At 70.1% G+C, this 23,920-nt stretch carries 20 protein-coding genes; 6 read left to right on the top strand and 14 right to left on the bottom strand.

The features are described from left to right. Positions 1 to 53 precede the first annotated feature (53 nt). Entirely contained in the window at positions 54 to 1,433 is a 1,380-nt protein-coding gene (locus ACIHAR_RS04695; protein ID WP_400016873.1) for a hypothetical protein, read from the top strand. A 153-nt stretch (positions 1,434 to 1,586) separates the two neighbouring features. After that, positions 1,587 to 2,138 carry a DUF4383 domain-containing protein gene (locus ACIHAR_RS04690; protein ID WP_365454784.1) on the top strand — a complete coding sequence of 184 codons (552 nt, stop codon included), beginning with the start codon at positions 1,587 to 1,589 and terminating at the stop codon, positions 2,136 to 2,138. Here the strand turns inward: ACIHAR_RS04690 and ACIHAR_RS04685 are convergent, their stop codons facing one another. The 3 genes from ACIHAR_RS04685 to ACIHAR_RS04675 all read right to left on the bottom strand — a co-directional run bounded on the left by ACIHAR_RS04685 (position 2,139) and on the right by ACIHAR_RS04675 (position 6,931). Then, positions 2,139 to 3,314 carry an amidase domain-containing protein gene (locus ACIHAR_RS04685; RefSeq protein ID WP_365454781.1) on the bottom strand — a complete coding sequence of 392 codons (1,176 nt, stop codon included), beginning with the start codon at positions 3,312 to 3,314 and terminating at the stop codon, positions 2,139 to 2,141. A 140-nt stretch (positions 3,315 to 3,454) separates the two neighbouring features. After that, entirely contained in the window at positions 3,455 to 4,738 is a 1,284-nt protein-coding gene (locus tag ACIHAR_RS04680; RefSeq protein ID WP_365454778.1) for a hypothetical protein, read from the bottom strand. Between the two features lie 48 nt (positions 4,739 to 4,786). Continuing rightward, positions 4,787 to 6,931, bottom strand: coding sequence for a transglycosylase domain-containing protein (locus tag ACIHAR_RS04675; RefSeq protein ID WP_400016964.1), 2,145 nt, complete (start codon positions 6,929 to 6,931; stop codon positions 4,787 to 4,789). 285 nt (positions 6,932 to 7,216) lie between these two features. On the opposite strand from ACIHAR_RS04675, the gene ACIHAR_RS04670 reads away from it, so the two are divergent. Then, positions 7,217 to 7,438, top strand: a complete 222-nt coding sequence (locus tag ACIHAR_RS04670; protein ID WP_365454775.1) for a zinc ribbon domain-containing protein — start codon at positions 7,217 to 7,219, stop codon at positions 7,436 to 7,438. 27 nt (positions 7,439 to 7,465) lie between these two features. Here the strand turns inward: ACIHAR_RS04670 and ACIHAR_RS04665 are convergent, their stop codons facing one another. The 3 genes from ACIHAR_RS04665 to ACIHAR_RS04655 are packed head-to-tail and all read right to left on the bottom strand — an operon-like array spanning position 7,466 to position 12,227. Continuing rightward, positions 7,466 to 8,275: an HAD family hydrolase gene (locus tag ACIHAR_RS04665; RefSeq protein WP_365454773.1), complete on the bottom strand. Its 810-nt coding sequence runs from the start codon at positions 8,273 to 8,275 to the stop codon at positions 7,466 to 7,468. After that, entirely contained in the window at positions 8,275 to 11,037 is a 2,763-nt protein-coding gene (locus ACIHAR_RS04660) for a phosphoribosyltransferase (RefSeq protein ID WP_400016869.1), read from the bottom strand. The genes ACIHAR_RS04665 and ACIHAR_RS04660 overlap by 1 nt, the downstream gene beginning before the upstream one ends. Positions 11,038 to 11,060: 23 nt before the next feature. After that, positions 11,061 to 12,227, bottom strand: a complete 1,167-nt coding sequence (locus tag ACIHAR_RS04655) for an HpcH/HpaI aldolase/citrate lyase family protein (protein ID WP_365454767.1) — start codon at positions 12,225 to 12,227, stop codon at positions 11,061 to 11,063. A gap of 197 nt (positions 12,228 to 12,424) precedes the next feature. Here ACIHAR_RS04655 and ACIHAR_RS04650 point away from each other — a divergent pair, with 197 nt between their 5' ends. Next, complete coding sequence (locus ACIHAR_RS04650) at positions 12,425 to 13,195, top strand: TerD family protein (RefSeq protein ID WP_384655022.1); 771 nt, start codon at positions 12,425 to 12,427, stop codon at positions 13,193 to 13,195. Between the two features lie 25 nt (positions 13,196 to 13,220). Here ACIHAR_RS04650 and ACIHAR_RS04645 read toward each other — a convergent pair whose 3' ends face one another. The 6 genes from ACIHAR_RS04645 to ACIHAR_RS04620 form a co-directional block, all read right to left on the bottom strand. Next, positions 13,221 to 13,958, bottom strand: coding sequence for a Tellurium resistance (locus ACIHAR_RS04645; RefSeq protein ID WP_365454761.1), 738 nt, complete (start codon positions 13,956 to 13,958; stop codon positions 13,221 to 13,223). Positions 13,959 to 14,057: 99 nt separating this feature from the next. After that, complete coding sequence (locus ACIHAR_RS04640) at positions 14,058 to 15,206, bottom strand: DUF475 domain-containing protein (RefSeq protein ID WP_400016864.1); 1,149 nt, start codon at positions 15,204 to 15,206, stop codon at positions 14,058 to 14,060. A gap of 49 nt (positions 15,207 to 15,255) precedes the next feature. Beyond that, the gene (locus tag ACIHAR_RS04635; RefSeq protein WP_365454755.1) at positions 15,256 to 15,834 is read right to left on the bottom strand and encodes a TerD family protein; all 579 of its coding nucleotides are present in this window, start codon (positions 15,832 to 15,834) and stop codon (positions 15,256 to 15,258) included. Positions 15,835 to 15,929: 95 nt separating this feature from the next. Beyond that, on the bottom strand, positions 15,930 to 16,505 hold the full coding sequence (locus tag ACIHAR_RS04630) for a TerD family protein (RefSeq protein ID WP_365454752.1): 576 nt from the start codon (positions 16,503 to 16,505) through the stop codon (positions 15,930 to 15,932). 149 nt (positions 16,506 to 16,654) lie between these two features. Further along, positions 16,655 to 17,113, bottom strand: coding sequence for a peroxiredoxin (locus ACIHAR_RS04625; protein ID WP_365454749.1), 459 nt, complete (start codon positions 17,111 to 17,113; stop codon positions 16,655 to 16,657). Positions 17,114 to 17,282: 169 nt separating this feature from the next. After that, positions 17,283 to 17,720, bottom strand: coding sequence for a DUF3052 domain-containing protein (locus ACIHAR_RS04620; RefSeq protein ID WP_365454746.1), 438 nt, complete (start codon positions 17,718 to 17,720; stop codon positions 17,283 to 17,285). Positions 17,721 to 18,067: 347 nt separating this feature from the next. Between ACIHAR_RS04620 and aceE the strand changes: the two genes are divergently transcribed. Further along, positions 18,068 to 20,815 (top strand): pyruvate dehydrogenase (acetyl-transferring), homodimeric type, encoded by a 2,748-nt coding sequence (gene aceE / locus ACIHAR_RS04615; protein WP_400016861.1) that lies wholly within the window; start codon positions 18,068 to 18,070, stop codon positions 20,813 to 20,815. Positions 20,816 to 20,898: 83 nt separating this feature from the next. Further along, positions 20,899 to 21,636 carry an ion channel gene (locus ACIHAR_RS04610; RefSeq protein WP_365454740.1) on the top strand — a complete coding sequence of 246 codons (738 nt, stop codon included), beginning with the start codon at positions 20,899 to 20,901 and terminating at the stop codon, positions 21,634 to 21,636. A 90-nt stretch (positions 21,637 to 21,726) separates the two neighbouring features. Here the strand turns inward: ACIHAR_RS04610 and ACIHAR_RS04605 are convergent, their stop codons facing one another. Together ACIHAR_RS04605 and ACIHAR_RS04600 are read right to left on the bottom strand one after the other, a co-directional pair. Then, complete coding sequence (locus tag ACIHAR_RS04605; RefSeq protein ID WP_365454737.1) at positions 21,727 to 22,032, bottom strand: small hydrophobic protein; 306 nt, start codon at positions 22,030 to 22,032, stop codon at positions 21,727 to 21,729. Positions 22,033 to 22,299: 267 nt separating this feature from the next. Continuing rightward, the gene (locus ACIHAR_RS04600; protein ID WP_365454734.1) at positions 22,300 to 23,919 is read right to left on the bottom strand and encodes an MFS transporter; all 1,620 of its coding nucleotides are present in this window, start codon (positions 23,917 to 23,919) and stop codon (positions 22,300 to 22,302) included. Position 23,920: the final 1 nt, after the last annotated feature.

Genomic DNA, 23,920 nt, shown 5'->3' with positions numbered 1-23,920 from the left:
GACCGGTGGGAGAATGACACGGGGCAGGGCGGATCACAGCACGGGAGAGGGATGTGACGGCGACACCAGCGCAGCCGTACTCGCCGTCGGTGCCGCGCGCACGCCTGCGCGTGCTCGGGGACACCCTCACACTCGTCGCCCTCCCGCTCGTCGCCGTCCTCGCGCTGCCCGCCGCCTTCGCGGGCGGTGGTACACGACGCTGGTTCGGCGGCCGGGGGGAGAGCCAGCGGGCCGAGGCGCAGGCGGCGAAGGACGCCGCGGCGGCGGCGTTCTACGAGCTGGACACCGCCCAGCGGGACCTGCGGATCTCGATCGAGACGATCACGGCGGTCGACGACTCCCCGGCCGCCCGGCGCGCGGTCGCCGACTTCGAGGCCGTCGGCCGGCGCATCGACGAGGTGAGTCACCAGTACATCCAGGCGGTCGACGCCCACGACCTCGACCGGGACGACCTGGAGGCCGCGGCCGCCACGCGGGCCCGCACCGAGCTGACCCGCGCCAAGGACGAACTGGAGCGCGTGAAGCGGGAGCTGGACCGGTTCGCGGACGGGCTGGGGCCGCTGCTCGGGAAGGCCGAGACCCAGTTGGCCCGGCTGGCGCCCGCCGTGGAGCGGGCCCGGCAGGCGCTGCTGGCCGCGTCCAACGCGCTGGACGCCGTACGGGCCACCGGGCTGAAGGCCGACGACCTCGCGGCCCGGCTGGCGGCGCTGGCGCCCGAGCTGACCAGGTTGAACCAGGGCGCCGGGCAGCACGGCGTGCCGCAGACGCTGGAGCGGGCCGAGCGGGTCGCGCGGGAGGCCGAGGCGGTCCGGGTGGAGGCCGAGCGGCTGCCGGAGCGGGCCGCGGAGATCGACCACCGCCTGGTGTCGCTGCGCACCCGCGCGCAGGCGCTCACGACCCGTGCGGGGCAGGTCGAGCCGGTGCTGAGCGAGCTGCGCCGGCGGTTCACGGTGGCCTGCTGGCAGGATCTCCAGCGCGTTCCCGAGCAGGCGGTGGAGCACGTACGGCAGGCCGAGGCGAAGCTGGCCGAGGCGCAGGCCGCGCGGGCCGCGCAGCGCTGGCCGGACGCCACCGCGCTGCTGTCGACGGCGCGGGCGCTGCTGAACTCCACCGACGAGGCCGTCTCGGCCGCCGGTGACCGTCTGACCCGGCTGAACGCCGTGCAGAAGGACCCGCGCCGGGAGATCGAGCGGACCCGGTTCGCGATCCGTGACGCCCAGCGGCTGGCCATGGCGGGCCGCAACACCCCCGACCCGCGGCACGCCCGCCCGCTCGACGACTCGGTGGCCCGTCTGGAGCGGGCGATCGCCACCCTGGACGGCCGCCATCCCGACTACTGGCACTTCCTGACCGAGACGGAGGCCGTACGGCACACGGTGGCCGGGGTGGTCGCCCGCATCCGCGAGGAGCGCGGCGCGGCAGCCGGCCACTGAGCCGGTCCCCTCGCCGGCCGGCCGGCCGCCGTCGCCGCCGGCCGCTCCTGCCGTTGCCGACGGGCCGCGGCGGGCGGATATTGAAGAGACGGAGGGCCGGACGTCGGGGTACGGGCGGCCTCCGCCGGTACGTCACACCGACCGGGAGGCGAGATGGCGGCCCATGCAGCGCACTCGAAGCCGCGGCGGCGGATGCGGTTGGACGATCACCTTCCCGTCGACCACCGCCTGAACACGGTCTACCGGATCGGCGCCGGCCTCATGGGCCTCGGGCTGCTGGTCTTCGGCATCTTCGGGATCCTCGACAGGATCGGCTTCTTCGACACGGGCGGCGACACCGTCTGGGGTCTGAACACCAACGGCGCGCTGAGCTGGCTGTCGGTCGCGGTCGGGCTGCTGCTGTTCGTGGGCATGGTGATCGGCGGGAACTTCGCGTCCACGCTGAACATGACCCTCGGCGTCCTGTTCATCATGAGCGGGTTCCTGAACATGGGCCTGCTGGAGACGGAGTACAACTTCCTCGCGTTCGAGATCCAGAACTGCATGCTCAGCTTCGTGATCGGCATCCTGCTGATGGTCTTCGGGATGTACGGCAGGGTCGGATCGGCCCTGCCGCACGACAATCCCTATTGGCGGGCCCGCCACCCCGACCTGGCGGAGGAGCGGGACCGGCACCAGGAACTGCGCAGGAACTTCCCGTCCTGATCAGGTGCGGTAGGCGTAGTAGTTCGCGTTGGGGTACGACGCGATGATGCTCGCCACCGACCTGCTGTAGGTGTTGGTGGAGTGGTACGTCAGGTACGGCACGCCCCGGCTGCGGGAGGTGACGATCATGGTGTGGTCCTTCGAGCCGTCCTTGTCGAAGTCCACCTGGAGCACGTCGCCGACGTCCATCTGGTAGACGTTGGCGAGGCTGGTCGTCCGCTTGGAGTTCTGGGCGAACCAGGACCACTCGTTGACGCCGACGAACGAGTGCGACTGGATGTCGGCGTTGCCGAACCACCTGGTGTAGTCGTACACGTAACCGGGGACGTGCTTCCAGCCGCCCGCCTTGAGGGCCTGGCTGACGAAGTTGGTGCAGTCGCCGCCCGCGCCCTGCCCGTTGAAGTTCGGGTAGGCCGGGTTGTAGTTGGACCAGTACTGCTTCGCGTAGGCGGCCATCGCCTTGTAGTCCAGGCCGCTGGCCGTGAAGTTCTTCGCGTTGGCCGGGCCGGGGTACGAGGTCGACGCCTTCGGCGCCGCGGGCGTGGTGCTGGTGGTCGTCGCGACCATGGGCGCGACGGACGGCTTGGCCGTCTGGTTGACCGCGAGGCCCTCGTCGGTGTCGCGGATGCCGGTGAGCTGCCAGTTGCCGTGCCGGTCGGCGGTGAAGGTCAGCTCGTGGTGGGCCTGGAACCCGGTGGTCTTCGGCTCGTCGCCGCGGACCTTGGCGTAGGTGAGGGTCGTGGTCTCGGTGACCGCGACCTTGGCCTTGCGGCCCTTCACGCTGGTGGCGTCCAGGGTGACGGTGGTGCTGCCCTTGCTGTACTTCTCGCCGAGCTTCGCGAGCTTGTCCTTGCGCTGGTCCAGCGTGGACAGCGCGGCGTCCTCGGTGCGGGCCGTGCCCGAGGACAGCCGGACGTCGCCGGAGAAGCCGTCGGTCAGCGGCTTCTCGCGGTCGCCCTGCTTGCCGTCGACCAGGGCCTCCGTGCGGTCGGTGAAGACCGCGTCCGCGAGCCGCTGGAAGGTGGCCTTCGTCCTGGCGTCCACCGTGGGGTCGTCGACGATCGCGGCGCCGGCGCTCCAGTTGGGCAGCAGGGCCACTCCGGCGACGACCGAGGTGGCGGCCGCGCCGAGTATGGCGGCGCGGCGACGCGTACGGCTCAATTTCCTTGACTTCACTGATGTTTCCCCTCTTGCCCCGGCGTGAGGGATGCCGGGGTAGCGCATCTTCGCACGCCCTGTGTGGCGGTTGTGAAGGGGGATGCGCCGGTGATCGGACGACGTTATGGGAACGTCATGGCGCGGCCCTCCGCCCGGCGTCACTGCACGACGGTCGACCAGTCCGGCGACTGTGCCGGGTCCAGGGTGCGCAGCCGCTCCAGCGTCTCCGGCTTCTGCACGTCCATCCAGTCGGCCAGTTCCTTGAAGGAGACGCACTTGACGTCCTTCTTGGTGCACACGTTCTCGATGACCTGGTCGACGGCGTTCATGTAGATGCCGCCGTTCCACTGCTCGAAGTGGTTGCCGATGAACAGCGGGGCCCGGCTGCCGAAGTACACGCGGTTGAAGCCGGCCATGTAGGTGTCGACGGTCTCCTGCTGCCACTGCGGGTACATCGCCGGGTCGCCGTCGGTCTGGCCCTCGGACTGGTTGTAGAGGAAGTTGAAGTCCATGGACAGGCCCTGGTACTTGCCGCCCTCGTACGGGAGCATCTGCAGCGGGAAGTCCCAGATGCCGTTCTTCTTCGTCGGCCATATCTGGAAGTCGCCCTTGGAGCTGGCGTCGTAGCGCCACCCGTAGCTCTTGGCGGCCTTCAGCAGGTTCGCCTGGCCCTCCAGGCAGGGGGCGCGGCCGCCGGCGACCTCCTTCTTGAAGTCGAACGGCAGCGGGTCCATGTCGGTGTACCCGGTGTTGGTCTTCCACTTCTCCGCAAAGGCGAAGAACTGGTCGATCTCGCTCTTCCACTCCGCGACGCTCCAGTCGTCGCCGCCCTTCTCGCCGCAGAAGTGGCCGTTGAAGTGGGTGCCGATCTCGTGCCCCTCCTCCCACGCCTTGCCGAGCTGCTCGATCGTGGTGCGGATGTGGTCGTCCGTGGGGAAGCTGATTGCCGCCGAGCCCCTGGGGTGCTGCGGCGGTGCGTAGAGGTCCTTCTTGCTCTTGGGCAGCAGGTAGATGCCGGTGAGGAAGAACGTCATGTGGGCGTCGTACCTCTTGGCCATCTCGCGGTAGTGCTGGAAGAGCTCGTCGTCACCCGCGAGCGCTCCGTCCCAGGAGAAGACGACGAACTGGGGCGGCTTCTCACCCGGCTTGAGCGGTTCGGGCTTCAGCCCGCCTTTCTGCGGGCCGGTGTACGAGGTGGAGCCGTCCCCCAGGACCTTGGTCTTGCCGTCCCACTCCGGCTCCTTGGTGGCCGTCGCCGACGTCTTCTTCCCGTCCCCCGAGGACGCGGTCGGCGCGGTGTTGTCCGTACGGTTCAGCACCAGGTAGCCCGCCGTCAGGGAGGCGACGACGAGGAACGCCGCCACGGTGAGGAACCCCGGGTGGAAGGCGGCGGTACGGCGCGGTGCCCGGGCCTTGCGGCGGCGGCCCGACGGTGACTTCATGTGCGGCTCATTCTCCAAGCGGTTGGGGACTGCGGGCCCGGTCGGTGGTCAGCCGAGCGGGCTCATGGCACCGGACCAGATGCCGTAGGGGACGCTGTCGTCGGCGGTGCCGGCGACACCCTCGAGCGGCAGTGGTTCGAGGCTCTTGCCCAGATCGATGCGGTAGACGACGACCGCCGTGGAGACGGATCTGTGCGTGCCGACGTACCAGGCGGCGGTGTCGTTCTGCGTCGTCCCGTACTTCCCGGCCACCTCGGCGGTGGCGGGAGCGGCGTCCGGGTGGGCGGTGCGGAAGGAGTCGGTGAGCGCGGAGGTGACCTCCTCGGCCACGTCGGCGCCGACCGCCCGGCGCGGTCTGGGGAGGTCCAGGGCGACCTTGGTGCCGTTGTGGGTGATCCGCCGCACCGAGTACGGCTCGGTGTGCTTGCCGGCCGCGGCGAAGGTGGAGTAGCCGCTGGCCATGCGGATGGCGCTGGGCGTCGAGCTGCCCATGGACAGCGCGGGCACCTGGGCGCCGATGCTGGAGGACAGCAGTCCGGACGCCTCGGCGGTGGCGCGCACCTTGTCCAGCCCGGTGTCCATGCCGAGTTGCATGAACGGCGTGTTCACGGACAGCTCCAGCGCCCGGTGCAGCGAGATCTGGCCGTAGGACTTGTCCCCGTCGTTGCTGGCGGCGACCTTCTTGCCGCTGCGGTCCCAGTAGGGGCCTTCCGGGGTGGTCACCGGCACGTCGTCGTCGCCGTTGTAGAGGGACTCCCCGGTGACCGGGGTCGCCTCCCCGTCGCGACTCTTGTGGACGCCGTGCTCCAGGCCGGCCGCGTACACGAACGGCAGGAACGCCGAGCCGGCCGGGACGGTGGTGGCGTTGGACTCGTTGTAGCCCTGCGTGCGGTGGTCGGGGCCGCCGTAGACGGCGAGGACACGCCCGTCGGCGGCCACCGAGGCGGCGCCGTAGTGCGCGGTCTTCGCGCGCTTCGGGTCGTCCTTCAGCGCCTTCTCGCGGGCCTTGGTGACGGCCTCGGTGAGCTGGTCCTCCCGCTTCTTGTCGAAGGTCGTGTAGATCTGGTAGCCGCCGAGGTCGAAGTCCTTGTCGGAGATCTTCGCGGCCTTCTTGGCGTACTGCGCGGCGAGTTCGACCAGGTAGTCGCTCTGCTCACCGGTGTCGTACAGCGGGTTGCTCTTCAGCGGCTCCGGGAACTTCCTGTACGTGGCCCGCTCCGCCTTCGACAGCTTGCCGATGTCGACCATCCGGTCGAGGGTCCAGGACCAGCGCTCCAGGGCGCGGGCGCGGTTGGCGCTGTTGAGCGTCGGGTCGTACAGGCCGGCGCCCTTGAGCAGGGCGGCGAGGAAAGCGGCCTCGCTGGCGTTGAGCTCGCTGACGTCCTTGCCGTAGTAGGCCTGGGCGGCGCGCTGGATGCCGTAGGTGCCGCGGCCGAACCAGCTGGTGTTGAGGTAGCCCTCGAGGATCTCGTCCTTGCTCATCTGGTTGTCGAGCTTGAGGGCGATCATCGCCTCGGTGAACTTGCGGCGGACCGTCTGGTCCTGGTTGAGGTAGACGTTCTTGACGTACTGCTGGGTGATGGTGGAGCCGCCCTGGGTGTCGCCCTGGCCGAAGGTGCGGAACACGGCGCGGCTGATGCCCTTGAAGGAGATGCCGGGGTCGCTGTAGAAGCTCTCGTTCTCGGCGGCCAGCACCGCCCAGCGGACGTCCTCGGGTATGTCCTCCAGCGGCATCGCCTGGCGCTGCACCCAGCCGGTGCGGGCCATGGGCGTGCCGTCGGCCCAGAAGTACACGTTGTCCTGTTGTGTGGCGTACGTATTGAGGTTTTCCGGGATGTCCGTGGCCGCGTAGGCGACGGCCAGGAACAGGCTGCTCAGGCCTATGGACGCCAGCACGCCCCCGAGCCACTGCCGCCAGGACGGCATCCAGCGGCGCCAGCCGGTGCGTCCCGGCCGCGGGTACTGCGGCCGCATCCGGCGGACGTACGGCGTGACACGTGCGACCAGTGGCGCGAGGCGAGGACCGACGGCGGCGGACATACGGGCGAGCACGGAAGGGCGCGGCGCTTTGCGCCCCTTGCGTCGGTTCTCCGGTATCTCCGGTGTTTCCTGACTGCCCGGTATCCCCTCTGCTGGCACCCGCAGTTGCATGGTCTCGTCCGCCTTGAAAGAAGCGGGAACCTTCAACTGCATGGTGGCGTCCGGCTCCTGGGGCTCCTCCCCCTGCCCCGCCTGGGTCACGATGTCTCCCTCCGCACTCGGTATTGCTCGCGTAGGCAGACGTACAGACGTACGAGGGTCTGACATGGTTGCCGTTGAGGCGGCTGCAAACCCTGAATCCCCCGACCTCGCGGTTCATCGCGGCGCTCTCAAATTACCAGCGCCCTTCGCAAGTTCTCCACATAGGAAATCGACAGATGCCAACACCATCGAAACCGTGGTCCCCACGCACCCTCATATGCGGATTAATCTGTCGGCATGCCTCGCTATGAGTACCGCTGCCGGACCTGCGGCGACACGTTCGAACTGAGCCGTCCCATGGCGGAGTCCTCCGCCCCCGCCGACTGCCCCGCCGGCCACGGCGACACGGTCAAGCTTCTGTCAACAGTAGCTGTAGGGGGCACGGTTTCCGCCCCCGCCCCCAAGGCGGGCGGCGGGGGTGGCGGAGGCGGCTGCTGCGGCGGGGGCTGCTGCGGCTGACGCCGCACGGCCCGCCGGCCCCCGACGCTACCCCTCGCGGACACCCTTCAGGAACTCACGCAGGATCCGCTCCCCCGCCAGGACGCCCCGCTCGGGCAGGGCCGTGATCCGCGGCGCCGTCCAGGCGGCGTCGGCCAGCTCGCCGTGCCCGGGCCGCCAGCCGCGGTCCGCGGCCAGCAGCAGGTCGGCGTCGAGGAGGGAGTCGCCCGCCGCGAGCGTCAGCTCGGCGCCCGTGCGGCGGGCCACCTCCCGTACGGCCGCGCTCTTGGTCAGCGGCTTCGGTACGGCGTAGATCTTGCGGCCCTGCAGGGACACGGTCCAGCCGCGGTTCTCCGCCCAGACCGCCAGTTCCTTCACCCACTCCTCGGGCAGCAGCTCCCGCTCCACGACGAGGTAGGCGAACAGGTCCTCGGCGATGCGCTGCTTGCGCAGCCAGAGCGGGTCGGCGAAGGCCGCCAAGTGGGCCTGCACCTCGGCGAGCGGGGCGCACTCGTCGGCCAGCCGCGCGGTCACGGCCGCGTGCCAGTCCGGGTCGGACACGCCGTCGACCAGCAGGTGCCCGCCGTTCGCGGTGATGGCGTACGTCGGCGCCGGACCCGGCAGATTGATCCGCAGGTACTGCTTGCGCGTCCGGGTGGTCGTCGGCACGAACACCGCCGCGTCCCCGAGGTCGGTGAGCAGCTGCGCCGCCGTCTCCGTCATGTACGACAGCGGGCGGCTCTCGTGCACCTCCACGCACAGCAGCCTCGGCGCCCGCGCGTCCGGCATGGTCAGCGCGAGGGCTGCAGCCGAGTAGATGAGCGTCCGGTCGAGGTCGCTCGCCACCATCACCGGCATCAGACCGCCACCGCCTTGCCGTCGGCGCCCGTCGCACCCCGCGTGTACTGCGGATGGATCAGCCCGACACAGGTGTACGGCAGCTCCGCGACCTCCTCCACGGGCACCCCTCTCTGCCCGGCGAGCAGCCGGACGTGGTCCAGGTCGGCGCCCGCCCCGGCCCGCGCCAGGATCTTCCAGGGCACCCGGCGCAGCAGCACCCGCGTGGTCTCGCCGACACCCGGCTTGACCAGGTTCACGTCGTTGACGCCGTACTCCTCGCTGATGCGCTCCACCGCCGCCCAGCCTTCCCAGGTCGGCGTGCGGTCACCCGCGAGCAGCTCCTTCACGGCGCCGTCCACCGCGTCCGCGACCTCCGGGAAGCGGGCGGAGACGGCGTCCAGGAAGGCGACGGAGACGTCCGCGCCGGCGAGTTCGCGGTAGAACTTCGCGCCGTGGAAGTCGTCCGGGCCGACCAGGTCGGCGCGCAGCACCGTACGCGATATCAGGCCGGAGACCGTGGAGTTGAGGCAGGCGGAGGGGATGAGGAAGTCCTCCCGGGTGCCGTACGTGCGCACGCAGGAGCCCGGGTCGGCCAGCACCGCGATCTCCGGGTCGAAGCCGGCCACGCCGCCCGCGGCCTCGAACTCCTCGATCGCCGCGGCCAGTTCCCGGGTGATCGCGCCCTTGCCGGTCCAGCCGTCGACGAAGACGACGTCCCGCGGGTCGTGGTGCTCGGCCAGCCAGCGCAGCGCGTTGGCGTCGATACCGCGGCCGCGCACGATGGAGACGGCGTAGTGCGGCAGGTCCAGGCCGTGCCGGTGCCGGGCCCAGCGGCGCATCAGGATGCCGACGGGGGTGCCGGCGCGGGCGAGGGAGACGAGGACCGGGCGCGGTGAGCGCTCGGCGACGACGGTCTCGGTCACCACGCCGACCGCCTGCGCGATCCGCGCCGCGGAGGTGTCCAGGGCCGCGTGGAAGAGCTCCTGGTACTGGTCGCTGGGCTGGTACTCCACCGGCAGCGACTCCGCGTAGTGCGCGCCGCCGCTCTGGATGGCCTCCTCCCGCTCCTCGGTCGGCGCCTCCAGCGTCACGTCGGAGAGGTCCTGGAGCAGCCAGCCGACCTCCTCCGGCGCGTACGAGGAGAAGGCGGGACCACGGAGTGGCTCGGGCAGCATGGCGGGCCTTTCGGGTACGTGCGGCGACTCGGGGACGTACGAGGGGACGACGGCGAGGAGGACGTGCCGGGTGTGCGCGGCGAGTCGGGACAGGAGGCCGTCGGGCGCGTGCAGGGCGGGGGTGTCGGCGACGGAGTCGACGACGGCGACCACGGCGTCGAAGCCGCCACCGGCGACGTTGTAGGCGTAACGCTCGCCGGGGCCGTCGGCGGGGTCGTCGTGCGCGGGGAACACGATGCGGCTGCGGATGGCGTAGCCCGGGTCGTCCACCGCGAGGACGGGCGAGCGGGTGGTGGTGGAGTACCGCACCTCCGCCGCCGTGACCTGCTCCAGCTCACGCGCCAGCCGCAGCGGCGCGTACATCAGCTCCTCGAAGCCGAGCACGAGCACCCGGCGGGCGCCCGCGGGTATCGCCTCGGCGAGCCGGGCGGCCATGGCGGGCAACGCGCCCTCCAGCCGCGCCCGGTGCCGGGGCGTGAACCCGTGCCGCCCGCCGTCGGGCAGCCCGCGGGGCCAGCGCAGATCGACACGGGTGGCCGGCCCGGCGGTGCGGGCGCCCGGCGCCGCCGCCTGCGCTCCGGGCACGCCGTCCCGCGCCCCGCCGCCGGCCGCCCTCACGGCAGCGGCCTCATCCGAGGCGGGGGTGTTCTCGGCGGGTCCGGCGGGCGCCGTCCCGACGGAGGCGGAGGAAGCCCCGTCGCTCCCCCGCGCAGCGGCACCGCCGGGAGCCGGGGAGACCGCCTCGTGCGCACGCTCGTGCACACCGGAGGCCGGGGAGACCCCGGTGGTCCCCGGTGCGGCCGCGCCGCCGGGGGCCGGGAGAGCCCCACCGCGCCCATCGGACGGCGCCTCACCGGAAGCCGGGAAGGCTCCGGCGCCGGACGCGGTCGACTCGTGGCGGGCGACCAGTTGCCGGCCCTTCTCTAGGACGCCCTCCGGGAGGGTCACCGTGCCCGAGGCGGCCGCCACCAGGTCGACCCGGGCGCCGATCTCGCGGGCGAACTCCTCCAGGCGGCCCGCGTCGGCGGCCGAGCGCATGTCCACCAGGGCGACCACGACGTACCGGCGCCGCGGGTAGCGCTCGTGGAGGTCGCGGATGGTGTTGAGGACGGTGTTGCCGGTGGAGAACTCGTCGTCGACCAGGACGAGCGGCCCGTCGCCGGCCAGCAGCGCCGGGTCCTCCGGCAGCAGCAGGTGGGACGTGGCGTGGGAGTGGGACTCCTCGAAGCCTCCGGCCCGGGCGACACCGGGCACCGGGCGCCGGGTGGAGTGCACGTAGGGGGCCGAGCCGACGCCGTCGGCGACGGAGTGGCCGAGGCCGGTCGCGGTCTCCGCGTACCCGAGGACGACGGCCTCACCGGCCTCCTCGCCCAGCAGGTCGCGCACCCGGCGGCCCAGGGCGAAACCGTGGCCGTACACCACGGACGGCGACTGCGGGACGTGTTTGCCCAGCACGTTGGAGACGAGCAGGTGCGCCCGCTTGGGGTTGCGGCGCAGCGCCAGCCCCAGCAGGTCCGTCAGCCCGTCGTCGCCCGTGAGCCGGACCCCGAGCCGCTCGGCCACCCAGCTCCCGGACCAGACCCCGTTGTTCACTGCGTTGTTCATGCGTCCCTATGTGGTGAAACGGTTCAGCCGGGTATGCCCGCGGCGAGCAGGTCGACGAAGCTGACGTCCTCGTGCGCGACGCCGAAGACCTCCGCGCGCAGCATGGTCCGCTCGGCCCATGCGCGGTGCGGCTTCACCTCGTTCATCTTGTTCGTGTACGCCGACCTCAGCACTCCCCCGCCGCCGCGCTCCGGCCGCAGGATGTCCGCCGCGTCGCTGTACTCCTCGTGACTGACGACGGACAGTGCGTGCACCGCCGGTACGTGCGAGGGGTGGATGCAGGTCTTGCCGAGCAGGCCGTTGGCGTGGTCGAGGGAGATCTCGCGCAACAGCCCGTCCATCGCGTGCTCGATCAGCTTCTCACGCAGTTCCACGGCCTGTCCCTCCAGGAAGGGGCTGTGCCGCAGCATCGGCTTGAACATGCGCTCCGGGACCCGGAAGTACTCCCACACCGGCCCGGTCACGGTGAACCCGGTGCCGTCGGCCCGCCCCAGCATGTTCACGACGTCCGCGATCACGGAGGCGACGATCTGCACGTCGTAGGCGGTCATGTCGGGGGCCCGGCGCAGGCCGTACGAGGAGCAGAAGTCGGTCACGCCGAGGCGCAGCGCGAGGACCCTGCTGCGGTACTTCTCGACCGCGCGGGCGATGCCCTCCAGGGCGTCCACGCGCGACTCCCGGTACATCAGCTCGGGCGTCTCCAGCACGGGCATGCCGAACAGCCGCCGCCCGCTCGCCACCTCGGCGCCCGTCAGCGCCTCCAGGAACGGGATGCCGCGCTCCTCGGTGAACTTGGGGAACACGAATCCGCTCAGCAGCCGCACGGCCGGTCCGAGCCGCTGGACCAGGTCGGGGATCTGCTCGGGCGTGCGGACCCGGACGAAGAGCAGCGGCGGCTGCGCGTCCGGACGTCCGGCGAGGTCGGCGAGTTGGCGGACGAGGTTCTCCTCACCCTGCGCGACGTCCTCGTCACCGATGGAGTCCTCCAGGCACAGCACCATCGACACCACGCCCCGCCGGGCCTGCTTGAGGACGTCCTCGGCCAGCTGCGGCCGGGTGGCCGGGCTGTAGAGCGTGGCGCCCAGGGCGGCCGAGAGCAGCCGGGCCGGGGAGTCGGCGTCGAACACACACGGCTCCCGGTGGAAGAGGCGCTCCCGCACCTGCGGGGCGAGGTGCCCGAAGTGACGCATATATCTCCCCCGTGGTGCAAAGGTAAGGCTGTGGATTCGGCAAGAGGTGGCCGGTAATAGTACGTAGAGACCCGTGTCCGGGGTTCCCACCGGTCATGAACTTCAGGTAACGCGGACCAACACACCTGTGCCGGCTGCCGCGTTCCCTCGTGTACCCCGCGTTGTCGTGAGCAGAACCGAGAGGGCAGGATGGCCGCATGACGCACGCGATGCTGAAGGGGTCGAACGTCCCGCTGAAAGCCACCACGGTGCGCGCCGTGCTGCGCTGGACACCCGGGCAGGGGGTCCCGGACGTCGACGCTTCCGCACTGCTCCTCGGCCCCGACGGGCGGGTGCGCTCCGACGAGGACTTCGTCTTCTACAACCAGCCCCGGCACCCCTCCGGGAAGGTCTGGCGGCTCGGCAAGAAGCGGGGCGCCGAGGGCCTCACCGATACGATCCAGACAGATCTGGCCGGTGTCGAGTCCGACGTCAGCCAGATTCTCCTGGTCGCTTCGGCGGACGGCGTCACCTTCGACCGCGTACGCGCCCTCAGCATCCTGCTGTACGACGCGACGGTCGCCGACGGGAAGCCCCTTGCCACCTTCGACATCCGTCCGGAGACGGGCGAGGAGACGGCGTTGATCTGCGGGGAGTTGTACCGCCGCGGGGACACCTGGAAGTTCCGCGCCCTCGGCGAGGGCTACTCCAACGGCCTCAAGGGCCTGGCGACCGACTTCGGCATCTCGGTGGACGAGGCGGAGGAGGCGGCGGCCCACCACCCGGAGCCGACGCCGAGCCTCTCCCAGCCCCTCCCCCCGGAACAGCCCACCACGGCCGTCCCCCAGCAGCCCCCCGCCTCCTACGGCTACCCGGCGAACCTGCCGACCTACGGCTACGGCTACCCGGACGCGGCCCAGCCGACGGCGGCGGCACCCGCCCAGGAGTTCCGCATGCCGCCGCAGGGGCCGCAGTTCATCGGCCGCTAGGCCGGATCGCGGCAGGGGCGCGGCGCTACTTCTCCACCTTCGTCTTGTAACCGCGCCCCCACTGCAGCCCCCACCCGTACAACCGGTCCAGCTCCGCCTGGAATCCGTACACGAACCTCACCTCACGGCGCACCATCATCTCCCCCTTCACGTTCTCGATCATCACCACCGCGCACGAGCGGGCCTGCGGGTGCCGCTCGTCGAGGCCTATCTCGATCCGCGGCCCGTTGCTCGGGTACAGCGTGACGATCGCGTGCGTACGGTCGAACGCCGGCGTCTGGTCGTAGATGTAGACGAACACCAGCAGCCTCTTGATGGCGTCCCGGTGGTCGAGGTTGACGTAGATCGTCTCCCCGGACGCCGACCCGAACCGGTCGTCGCCGCTGAGCTTCACGTACGGCGGCGCGTTGACGTCCCCGAGGAGTCCGCCCAGCGGCTGTACGACCCCCTTGGTGCCGTCCGCGAGCTCGTAGAGGCACCCGAGGTCGAGGTCGACGTTGACCATGCTCTGGCTGTGCCCCATCACCTCCGGCGGGCGCAGCGCCTTGAAGGGGTGGCGCAGCAGACTCTCCCGCTGGGAGCCGCCGATGTCGGAGGTGCGCATCCGCCAGGTCAGGTTGATGCGCAGGTGCCCGGTGGCGGCGTCCTGCTTGGTGAGCGACACCTGGCTGTGCCGTTTGGTCAGTTCGATCGCGTTGGTCGCCGCGTTGCCCGAGTCGAAGTCGGCGGCCCGGCCGGGCCAGAGTCCGTCGAAGAAGCCCATTCCCGCCCCCAGTTGCACTGACAAAGACCGGCGGGGCGGCCGCCGAGGACACGTCCTCGACGGCCGCCCCGCACAGAGCGTTCCTCACCGGGAAGGTGGTCACACCCCGGAGGAGACCTCAGTCTTCTCGTCGTCCGAGCCCGCCTTTCCCTCGGCCGCCGCCAGCGCGCGGTTGCGGCGCACGGAGGACCAGAAGGACCAGCCGATCAGGAAGACACCGATCAGGCCGGTGATGATCTCGCTGATCTCGTACTGGATGGTGACGAGCAGGATCATGGCGAGGGCGCCGATCGCGTAGTGCGCGCCGTGCTCCAGGTAGACGTAGTCGTCGAGGGTGCCCTGGCGGACCAGGTAGACCGTCAGCGACCGGACGTACATGGCGCCGATGCCGAGGCCGAGCGCCATGAGCACGATGTCGTTGGTGATGGCGAAGGCGCCGATCACGCCGTCGAAGGAGAAGGACGCGTCCAGGACCTCCAGGTAGAGGAACATGAAGAACGCGGCCTTGCCGGCCAGGACGACCGCCGACTTGGGCTTGCCCTCGCGCTCGGCCTTCTCCTCGGCCTCGTGCTCGCGCTCCTCCTCCTCTTCGAGCTTGTCCTCGAAGAAGCCAGAGAGGCCGCCCACGATCATGTAGGTGATCAGACCCGCCACGCCGGAGATCAGGACCGTCTCCGCCTTGTCGGCGTGCGCGCCGCCGTGCTGGTGGGCGTGGGTGGCGAAGGTCATCGCGGAGATCATCAGGACGATCAACGCGATGCACACGGACAGCATGTCGATCTTGCCGAGCTTGGCCAGCGGCCGCTCCAGCCACCCCAGCCACTTGATGTCCCGGTCCTCGAAGATGAAGTCGAGGAAGATCATCAGCAGGAACATGCCACCGAACGCGGCGATCGACGGGTGGGCGTCCGTCACCAGCTGCTGGTAGCGGTCCTTGTCGGTGAGGGCGAGATCGACGGCCTCGATCGGGCCCATGGAGGCGCTGACCGCGACGATGACGACGGGGAAGACCAGTCGCATGCCGAAGACGGCGATGAGGATGCCGATCGTGAGGAAGATCTTCTGCCAGAAGGCATTCATCTTCTTCAGGATTCCGGCGTTGACCACTGCGTTGTCGAAGGACAGCGAGATTTCCAGGATGGAGAGGATCGCCACAACACCGAAAGCGGTCCACCCCCCGTAGAAGACCGCCGCGACGAGGCCGAGCGCGGTGACCGCGAACGACCAGCCGAAGGTTTTCAGAACCACTGGCTACCCAATCCTGTATGTACGGGTCTCCCCCGCGCCGTACTCGGCTTTACGAAACGTTGACTCCGAAGTCTAGGGCGATGCCCCGCAGCCCTGACGCGTACCCCTGCCCCACGGCCCTGAACTTCCATTCGCCCTGGTAGCGATAGAGTTCGCCGAAGATCATCGCGGTCTCGGTGGACGCGTCCTCGCTCAGGTCGTACCGGGCGAGTTCCTGGCCGTCGGCCTGGTTGACGACGCGGATGAAGGCGTTGCTGACCTGGCCGAAGGTCTGGCCGCGCTCGTCGGCCATGTGGATGGAGACGGGGAAGACGATCTTGTCGCAGTGGGCCGGCACCTTGGAGAGGTCGACCAGGAGCGACTCGTCGTCGCCGTCACCCTCGCCGGTGAGGTTGTCACCGGTGTGCTCCACGGAGCCGTCGGGGCTCTTGAGCTGGTTGTAGAAGACGAACCACTCGTCCCCGAGAACCCGGTTGCCGGCGCCGCACAGCAGCGCGCTGGCGTCGAGGTCGAAGGGGGCTCCGGTGGTGGAGCGCGCGTCCCAGCCGAGGCCGACCATCACCTGAGTGAGGTTCGGCGCGACCTTGGACAGGGAGACGTTTCCTCCCTTGGCGAGCGTGACGCCCATGATCCTGGTCCTCCCCTAGGTCTTGCTTCTTCGGTTGTCCTGCGCGTCCGGCGCCGCCCGTAAACGGTGCGGCGCCGGACGGTGAGCGGGTCGGCTCAGACGTTGACGCCGAAGTCCTGCGCGATGCCGCGCAGGCCCGACGCGTAACCCTGGCCGATGGCGCGGAACTTCCACTCCGCGCCGTGCCGGTAGAGCTCGCCGAAGACCATCGCGGTCTCCGTCGAGGCGTCCTCGCTGAGGTCGTAGCGGGCGATCTCGGCGCCGCCGGCCTGGTTCACCACGCGGATGAACGCGTTGCGCACCTGACCGAAGGACTGCTGGCGGTTCTCGGCGTCGTAGATCGACACCGGGAAGATGATCTTCTCGACGTCGGCCGGGACGCCCGCCAGGTTGACCTTGATCTGCTCGTCGTCGCCCTCGCCCTCGCCGGTGAGGTTGTCACCGGTGTGCTCCACGGAGCCGTCGGGGCTCTTGAGGTTGTTGAAGAACACGAAGTTGGCGTCGCTGGTGACCTTGCCGGAGTTGTTCAGCAGCAGCGCGCTCGCGTCCAGGTCGAAGTCGGTGCCGGTCGTGGTGCGCACGTCCCACCCCAGACCGACGATGACCGCGGTCAGGCCCGGGGCCTCCTTGGTCAGCGATACGTTGCCGCCCTTGCTGAGGCTGACTCCCACGAGTCCTCCATTGGTGTCCTGGGGCGGGGAGCCCCGTCGTGCGTTGGATATCGGATCAACGAGTCGATCCTAGTGACGGGTTCCCGGCCCCCGCAGGCCCTGGAACCGAAGAATCACAGGGTGTCGGGATCGGCGCGGCTCGCCCGGGATCAGAGGGCGTCGAGTGCCGAGACGTACGCCTCGAGGTCACGCGCGTCCGGCAGCGCGTTGACCACGGTCCAGCGCACGACCCCCTCCTTGTCGATGACGAAGGTGCCGCGCACCGCGCAGCCCTTGTCCTCGGCGAAGACGCCGTAGGCCCGGCTGACCTCGCCGTGCGGCCAGAAGTCGCTCAGCAGCGGGTACTCCAGGCCCTCCTGCTCGGCGAAGACGCGCAGGGTGTGGATGGAGTCGTTGGAGACGGCGAGCACCTGGGTGTCGCGGGCGGCGAACCTCGGCAGGTTGTCGCGCACCTCGCACAGCTCACCGGTGCACACGCCGGTGAAGGCGAAGGGGTAGAAGAGCAGGACGACGTTCTTGCTGCCGCGGAAGTCGGACAGCTTCACGGTGGCGCCGTGGTTGTCCTTGAGCTCGAAGTCGGGGGCCTTGTCGCCGACCTGGATCGACATCGTCGTGGAACCCTTTCGCTGGGGTTTCGCCGGGACCGTTGCGGCGTTCGGGTGACGACCCGCAACGCCGGAGACCACCCTACGCAGCGATCACGACGCACTCGCGGACGGGCCGAGCCGGGGCCGGCCCGTCCGCGGCGATGAGATCGGGGTTCCTACCTCGACGAGGTCACTTCTTGGACTTGGCGGCCTTGGGCGTCACCAGCCGGCTGCCGCTCCAGTCCTTGCCCACGCTGACGCTCTTGCTGGCCGACAGACCCGCCGTCGTCGCGGCTTCCGAGATGTCGCTCGGCTCCACGTACCCCGCACGGCCGGTCTTCGGCGTGAGGAGGAGGATCGAGCCGCCTTCTTCGATGTACGTGGTGGCGTCCACCAGCGCATCCGTCAGGTCGCCGTCCTCGTCGCGGAACCACAGCACCACGGCGTCGGCAACGTCGTCGTAGTCCTCGTCCACCAGGTCGCTGCCGATGACTTCCTCGATGGACTCGCGGAGCTCCTGGTCGACGTCGTCGTCGTAGCCGATCTCCTGGACCACCTGCTCGGGCTGGAACCCCAGCCTGACGGCAGGGCTCGTCCGCTCCTCCGCGTGGTCCGCGGTCGCGCTCACGGGTTGCCTCCTGATCATGTTTCGGGAATAACTCAGCCACGCGCGTGCGCGAAGCATTGGCCGTAGTCCACACGGGCGGGGCGGATCGCGCAAGTACCCGGCGGTTCAGACCGCCGAAACGGTGACGATCCTGGCCGTGTCGACGCAACTTAAGGCATGCGATCCGGCCCACGGGTGACACACACCACACCTATCTGCCCTTTTTGGGCGTTTGGGAACCGCTCATGGATACGAGATCCGAACGGCTGCCGGTTACCTCTCGGTAGAGATGACGTTTGCGCCCCTGAGGTACACGATGGGGAACGGTGCAGACAGACAGAAAACTCGACGACACGTAAGGGAACAGCGTGGCTTCCGGATCCGATCGCAACCCGATCATCATTGGCGGCCTTCCGAGTCAGGTTCCTGACTTCGATCCCGAGGAAACCCAGGAGTGGCTCGACTCCCTCGACGCCGCCATCGACGAGCGAGGCCGGGAGCGGGCCCGCTATCTCATGCTGCGCCTGATCGAGCGGGCCCGCGAGAAGCGCGTGGCCGTGCCCGAGATGCGCAGCACGGACTACGTCAACACCATCCCCACCAAGAGCGAGCCGTTCTTCCCCGGCAACGAGGAGATCGAGCGGAAGATCCTGAACGCGACCCGCTGGAACGCGGCCGTGATGGTCTCGCGCGCCCAGCGGCCGGGCATCGGCGTGGGCGGCCACATCGCCACCTTCGCCTCCTCCGCGTCGCTGTACGACGTGGGCTTCAACCACTTCTTCCGCGGCAAGGACGAGGGCGACGGCGGCGACCAGGTCTTCTTCCAGGGTCACGCCTCCCCGGGCATCTACGCCCGCGCGTTCCTGCTCGACCGGCTCGGCGAGCAGAACCTGGACGCGTTCCGCCAGGAGAAGTCCAGGGCGCCGTACGGCCTGTCGTCGTACCCGCACCCGCGGCTGATGCCGGACTTCTGGGAGTTCCCGACCGTGTCGATGGGCCTCGGTCCGATCGGCGCGATCTACCAGGCGCGGATGAACCGCTACATGCACGCGCGCGGGATCGCCGACACCTCCAGGTCGCACGTGTGGGCGTTCCTCGGCGACGGCGAGATGGACGAGCCGGAGTCGCTCGGCCAGCTCACCATCGCCGCGCGCGAGGGCCTGGACAACCTGACCTTCGTCGTCAACTGCAACCTCCAGCGCCTCGACGGCCCGGTGCGCGGCAACGGAAAGGTCATCCAGGAGCTGGAGTCGGTCTTCCGCGGCGCCGGCTGGAACGTGATCAAGCTCATCTGGGACCGGAGCTGGGACCCGCTGCTCGCACAGGACCGCGACGGCATCCTGGTCAACAAGATGAACATCACGCCGGACGGCCAGTTCCAGACGTACGCCACCGAGACCGGCGCGTACATCCGCGACCACTTCTTCGGCGACGACCACCGGCTGCGCGCGATGGTCGAGCACATGACCGACGACCAGATCCTGCACCTGGGCCGCGGCGGTCACGACCACCGGAAGATCTACGCGGCGTACAAGGCGGCCAAGGAGCACCAGGGCCAGCCGACGGTCATCCTGGCCAAGACCATCAAGGGCTGGACCCTGGGCCCCAACTTCGAGGGCCGCAACGCCACGCACCAGATGAAGAAGCTGACGGTCGACGACCTCAAGCGCTTCCGCGACCGGCTGCACCTGCCGATCCCCGACAAGGAGCTGGAGAGCGGGCTCCCGCCGTACTACCACCCGGGGCGGGACTCCGAGGAGCTCCAGTACATGCACGACCGGCGCCGGTCGCTCGGCGGGTACGTCCCGACGCGCGTCGTGCGGGCCGAGCCGCTCCAGCTGCCGGACGACAGGACGTACGCGACGGTGAAGAAGGGTTCCGGCCAGCAGTCGATCGCCACGACCATGGCGTTCGTCCGGCTGCTGAAGGACCTCATGCGGGACAAGGAGATCGGCAAGCGGTTCGTGCTGATCGCGCCGGACGAGTACCGCACGTTCGGCATGGACTCGTTCTTCCCGAGTGCGAAGATCTACAACCCGCTCGGCCAGCAGTACGAGTCGGTCGACCGTGAGCTGCTGCTCGCGTACAAGGAGTCGCCGACCGGGCAGATGCTGCACGACGGCATCTCCGAGGCGGGCTGCACGGCCTCACTGGTCGCGGCCGGCTCGGCGTACGCCACGCACGGCGAGCCGCTCATCCCGGTCTACGTCTTCTACTCGATGTTCGGGTTCCAGCGCACCGGCGACCAGTTCTGGCAGATGGCCGACCAGCTCGCGCGCGGTTTCGTCCTGGGCGCCACCGCCGGCCGCACGACGCTGACCGGTGAGGGTCTCCAGCACGCGGACGGCCACTCGCAGCTGCTGGCCTCCACCAACCCGGGCTGTGTCGCCTACGACCCGGCGTTCGGCTATGAGATCGCGCACATCGTCCAGGACGGTCTGCGCCGCATGTACGGCGAGACCGCCGACGGCAAGCCGGGCGAGGACGTCTTCTACTACCTCACCGTCTACAACGAGCCCATCCAGCACCCGGCCGAGCCTTCGAGCGTGGACGTCGAGGGCATCCTCAAGGGCGTCTACCGGTTCAGCGAGGGCACCTCCGGGTCCGTCCCGGCGCAGATCATCGCCTCCGGTGTGGCGGTGCCGTGGGCCGTGGAGGCGCAGAGGATCCTCGCCGAGGAGTGGAACGTACGCGCCGACGTCTGGTCGGCGACCTCCTGGAACGAGCTGCGGCGCGAGGCCGTGGCCTGCGAGGAGCACAACCTGCTGCACCCGGAGGAGGAGCAGCGGGTTCCGTACGTGACGCGGAAGCTGGCCGGGGCCGAGGGGCCGTTCGTGGCCGTCTCCGACTGGATGCGGTCGGTGCCGGACCAGATCGCGCGCTGGGTGCCGGGCTCGTACCAGTCGCTGGGCGCGGACGGCTTCGGCTTCGCGGACACCCGCGGGGCGGCGCGGCGGTACTTCCACATCGACGCCCAGTCGGTGGTGGTGGCGGTGCTGACCGAGCTGGCGAAGGAGGGGAAGGTCGACCGGTCGGCGCTGAAGCAGGCCGTCGACCGGTACCGGCTGCTGGACGTCTCGGCGGCGGACCCCGGGACTGCGGGCGGCGACGCGTAACGCCCGACGCGCGCACGCCGAGGGGCGGCGGGGTTCCGGCCTCGCCGCCCCTCGGCGTGCACGGGGTCCTTACGATGCGGGGCATGTACGAAGTGACGGCTCAGTCCCGGTGGGAGGAGCGGACCCAGCGGCCCCTGCTGGCGCTCGCCGTGGTGTTCGCCGTGGCCTACGCGCTGCCCATCGTGGACACGTCGGCCGGGCGGTCGCTGACCACCGTGTGCGCCGTCGTCGAGTGGGTCGTCTGGGCGGCGTTCGCCGTCGACTACACCGCGCGGCTGTGGCTGGCGAAGGACCGGTGGGCGTTCGCCCGTACGCACTGGCTGGACCTGTGCGCGGTCCTGCTGCCGCTGGTCCAGCCGCTGAAGCTGCTGCGGCTCGTGTCGACGCTGCTGCTCGTGGGGCAGCGGGCGCGCATGGCCTCGCAGATCAGGGTGACCACGTACGTGGTGGGGGCGGTGGTCGGGCTGCTGATGTTCGGGTCGCTCGCCGTGCTGTCGGTGGAGCGGGACTCGCCGGACGGGAACATCCGCACGCTGGGTGACGCCCTGTGGTGGTCGTTCACGACGATGACGACCGTGGGGTACGGGGATCACGCGCCGACGACCGGGCTGGGCCGGATGATCGCCGTCGGGCTGATGCTGTCCGGGATCGCGCTGCTGGGCGTCGTGACCGCGAACATCGCCGCCTGGTTCATCGAGCGGTTCGACAAGGACGACGTGGAGGAGCGGCAGCAGACGGAGGCGATCCGGGCGCTCACGGACGAGGTGCGGGCGCTGCGGGCGGAGGTGGCCGAGCTGCGGGGGCGGCACCCCGCGGAGTGATCCCCGAGGGTTCCGCCCGCACGCCCGTGACGCGGCCCTGAACGGGCCTCGTCCTCATCCGCCGTACGGGCCGGTTGGGCCCGCGGCCCGCTACAGCAACCCGCTGCCCGGACCCGCCGCGCCCGCCAGCCAGATGATCGCCAGCAGGGTGTCGATGGCGCCCAGGACGACGGCGACCAGGGCCGGTACCGGGCGGGGGCCCGCCCAGGTGCGGCCCATGGCCAGCCAACCGCAGACGATCGCCACCGGGCCGAGGATGATGCCCAGCGTGAAGAAACCGGCGACCGCGCAGATGAGGCCGACGATGCCGAGCGTCGCGCGATCCGGCCCGGTCCGTGACCCCGTCCGGCCACGTGAGCGGGGGTACCCGCGCGTTCCCTGTCCGAAGCCGGCCATCGTCAACTCCCTCGTCTCCGGGGTTGTTTCGACAACCGGGTACCCCACGCACGGCGGTTATTCCCCCGACCGGCCGGGCCGTCGGCGCGCTGTCCCCCTCCGGCAGCGCGCCGCAGCCCTGGCCGCCCTCCCATCCGGAGGGCTTGACCCACTGTGACCTGCGGCACGTGCCGGAGGCGAGGGACCTTTAGCGTTGTCACCCTGATAGGGGAACTCTGTTGAAATCCCGTCAGATCCGGTGGCTCCGGGCAGGCCCGCCAAGACCCGTCAGATGTGGCCGACGCCTGCGCCCGCCTCCGCGTTCTCGCCGCGCTTGGTGAGCAGGGCGACGAAGACCGCCACCACCGCGACACCGGCCGCGACCAGGGACGCGAGGCTCATGCCGGAGATGAACGTGTCGTGCGCGACGTCCGTGATCTTCGCGGCGACCGCCTCCGGGGTGCCCTTCGCGACCGGCGCCACACCCACCTGGACGGCCTCGGAGGCCTGGTCCCACTGGGCGGGGGTGAGGTCGGGCAGTCCCGCGTCCTTCCAGTTGGCGGGCAGGTCACTGTCCACCTTGGAGGCCATCACGGCGCCCAGGACGGCCGTGCCGAGGCTGCCGCCGATCTGCATCGCGGCCTGCTGGAGACCGCCGGCCACGCCGGAGAGCTCCATGGGGGCGTTGCCGACGATGACCTCGGTGGCGCCGACCATGACGGGGGCGAGGCCGAGACCGAGGAGGGCGAACCAGACGGACATGAGACCGCTGCCGGTGCCCTTGTCCAGCGTGGACATGCCGTACATGGCGATGGCGGTGGCCGCCATGCCGCCGGCCAGCGGGACGCGCGGGCCGAGCTTGGTGATCATCGCGCCCGCGAGCGGGGAGCCGACGATCATCATGCCGGTGAGCGGGAGCAGGTGCAGACCCGCGTCGATCGGGCTCATGCCGTGCACGTTCTGGAGGTAGAACGTCACGAAGAACAGGCCGCCCATGAAGGCGATGGCCATGAGGACCATCAGCACGACACCCGCGGACAGCGCGACGGAACGGAAGAGCGTCAGCGGGATCAGCGGCTCCTTGACCTTCGTCTCCCAGATGGAGAAGAGGGCGAAGCCCACGACGGACGCCACGACGAACGCCCACGTCTTGCCGTCGCCCCAACCCCACTCCGGGGCCTTGATGAGGGCCCAGACCAGACAGAACATCGCCGCCGACAGCAGGGCGATGCCGAGCAGGTCGAAGGAGCGCGGGGCGTTCTCGGCGCGGTGGTCGAGGAGGATCAGGGCGCCCAGGGCGAGGGCGAGGACACCGACCGGCACGTTGATGAAGAACACCGACTGCCAGTTCACGTGCTCGACGAGGACGCCGCCGAGGATCGGGCCGCCGGCGGTGGAGGCGCCGATGACCATGCCCCAGATGCCGATGGCCATGTTGAGCTTCTCGGCCGGGAAGGTCGCGCGCAGCAGACCGAGCGCGGCCGGCATGAGCAGCGCGCCGAACAGACCCTGGAGGACACGGAAGGTGACGACCAGCGCGATGCTGTCGGACAGGCCGATCGCGCCGGAGGCGGCCGCGAAGCCGACGACGCCTATCAGGAAGGTCTGGCGGTGGCCGAAGCGGTCACCGAGCTTGCCCGCGGTGATCAGCGAGACCGCGAGGGCGAGGAAGTACGCGTTGGTGATCCACTGCACCTCGGCGAAGGTGGCGCCCAGGTCGCTGGCGATCGCCGGGTTGGCGATCGCCACGATGGTGCCGTCGAGGGCCACCATCATGACCCCGACGGCGACGGTGATGAGCGTGAACCACGGGTGGCCGCGCAGCCCCTTGGGCGGCGGCTGGTCCGACGGAGCGAGCGGCGCCTTGTCCCCCGGCCCCGTCGTGTCGATGGCGGTCTGACTAGTCATA

The organism is Streptomyces sp. NPDC052016 (genome assembly GCF_044548445.1).
Taxonomy (GTDB): Bacteria; Actinomycetota; Actinomycetes; order Streptomycetales; family Streptomycetaceae; genus Streptomyces.
The sequence above is the reverse complement of the archived record's forward strand: the minus strand, read 5'-3'. Positions and strand labels throughout refer to the sequence as shown.

Coding starts and splice junctions, on each gene's coding strand:
- ACIHAR_RS04690 (WP_365454784.1), top strand. CDS start 1,587: ATGGCGGCCCATGCAGCGCACTCGAAGCCGCGGCGGCGGATGCGGTTG.
- ACIHAR_RS04680 (WP_365454778.1), bottom strand. CDS start 4,738: ATGAAGTCACCGTCGGGCCGCCGCCGCAAGGCCCGGGCACCGCGCCGT.
- ACIHAR_RS04675 (WP_400016964.1), bottom strand. CDS start 6,931: ATGCAGTTGAAGGTTCCCGCTTCTTTCAAGGCGGACGAGACCATGCAA.
- ACIHAR_RS04670 (WP_365454775.1), top strand. CDS start 7,217: ATGCCTCGCTATGAGTACCGCTGCCGGACCTGCGGCGACACGTTCGAA.
- ACIHAR_RS04665 (WP_365454773.1), bottom strand. CDS start 8,275: ATGCCGGTGATGGTGGCGAGCGACCTCGACCGGACGCTCATCTACTCG.
- ACIHAR_RS04660 (WP_400016869.1), bottom strand. CDS start 11,037: ATGAACAACGCAGTGAACAACGGGGTCTGGTCCGGGAGCTGGGTGGCC.
- ACIHAR_RS04655 (WP_365454767.1), bottom strand. CDS start 12,227: ATGCGTCACTTCGGGCACCTCGCCCCGCAGGTGCGGGAGCGCCTCTTC.
- ACIHAR_RS04650 (WP_384655022.1), top strand. CDS start 12,425: ATGACGCACGCGATGCTGAAGGGGTCGAACGTCCCGCTGAAAGCCACC.
- ACIHAR_RS04645 (WP_365454761.1), bottom strand. CDS start 13,958: ATGGGCTTCTTCGACGGACTCTGGCCCGGCCGGGCCGCCGACTTCGAC.
- ACIHAR_RS04635 (WP_365454755.1), bottom strand. CDS start 15,834: ATGGGCGTCACGCTCGCCAAGGGAGGAAACGTCTCCCTGTCCAAGGTC.
- ACIHAR_RS04625 (WP_365454749.1), bottom strand. CDS start 17,113: ATGTCGATCCAGGTCGGCGACAAGGCCCCCGACTTCGAGCTCAAGGAC.
- ACIHAR_RS04610 (WP_365454740.1), top strand. CDS start 20,899: ATGTACGAAGTGACGGCTCAGTCCCGGTGGGAGGAGCGGACCCAGCGG.
- ACIHAR_RS04605 (WP_365454737.1), bottom strand. CDS start 22,032: ATGGCCGGCTTCGGACAGGGAACGCGCGGGTACCCCCGCTCACGTGGC.
- ACIHAR_RS04600 (WP_365454734.1), bottom strand. CDS start 23,919: ATGACTAGTCAGACCGCCATCGACACGACGGGGCCGGGGGACAAGGCG.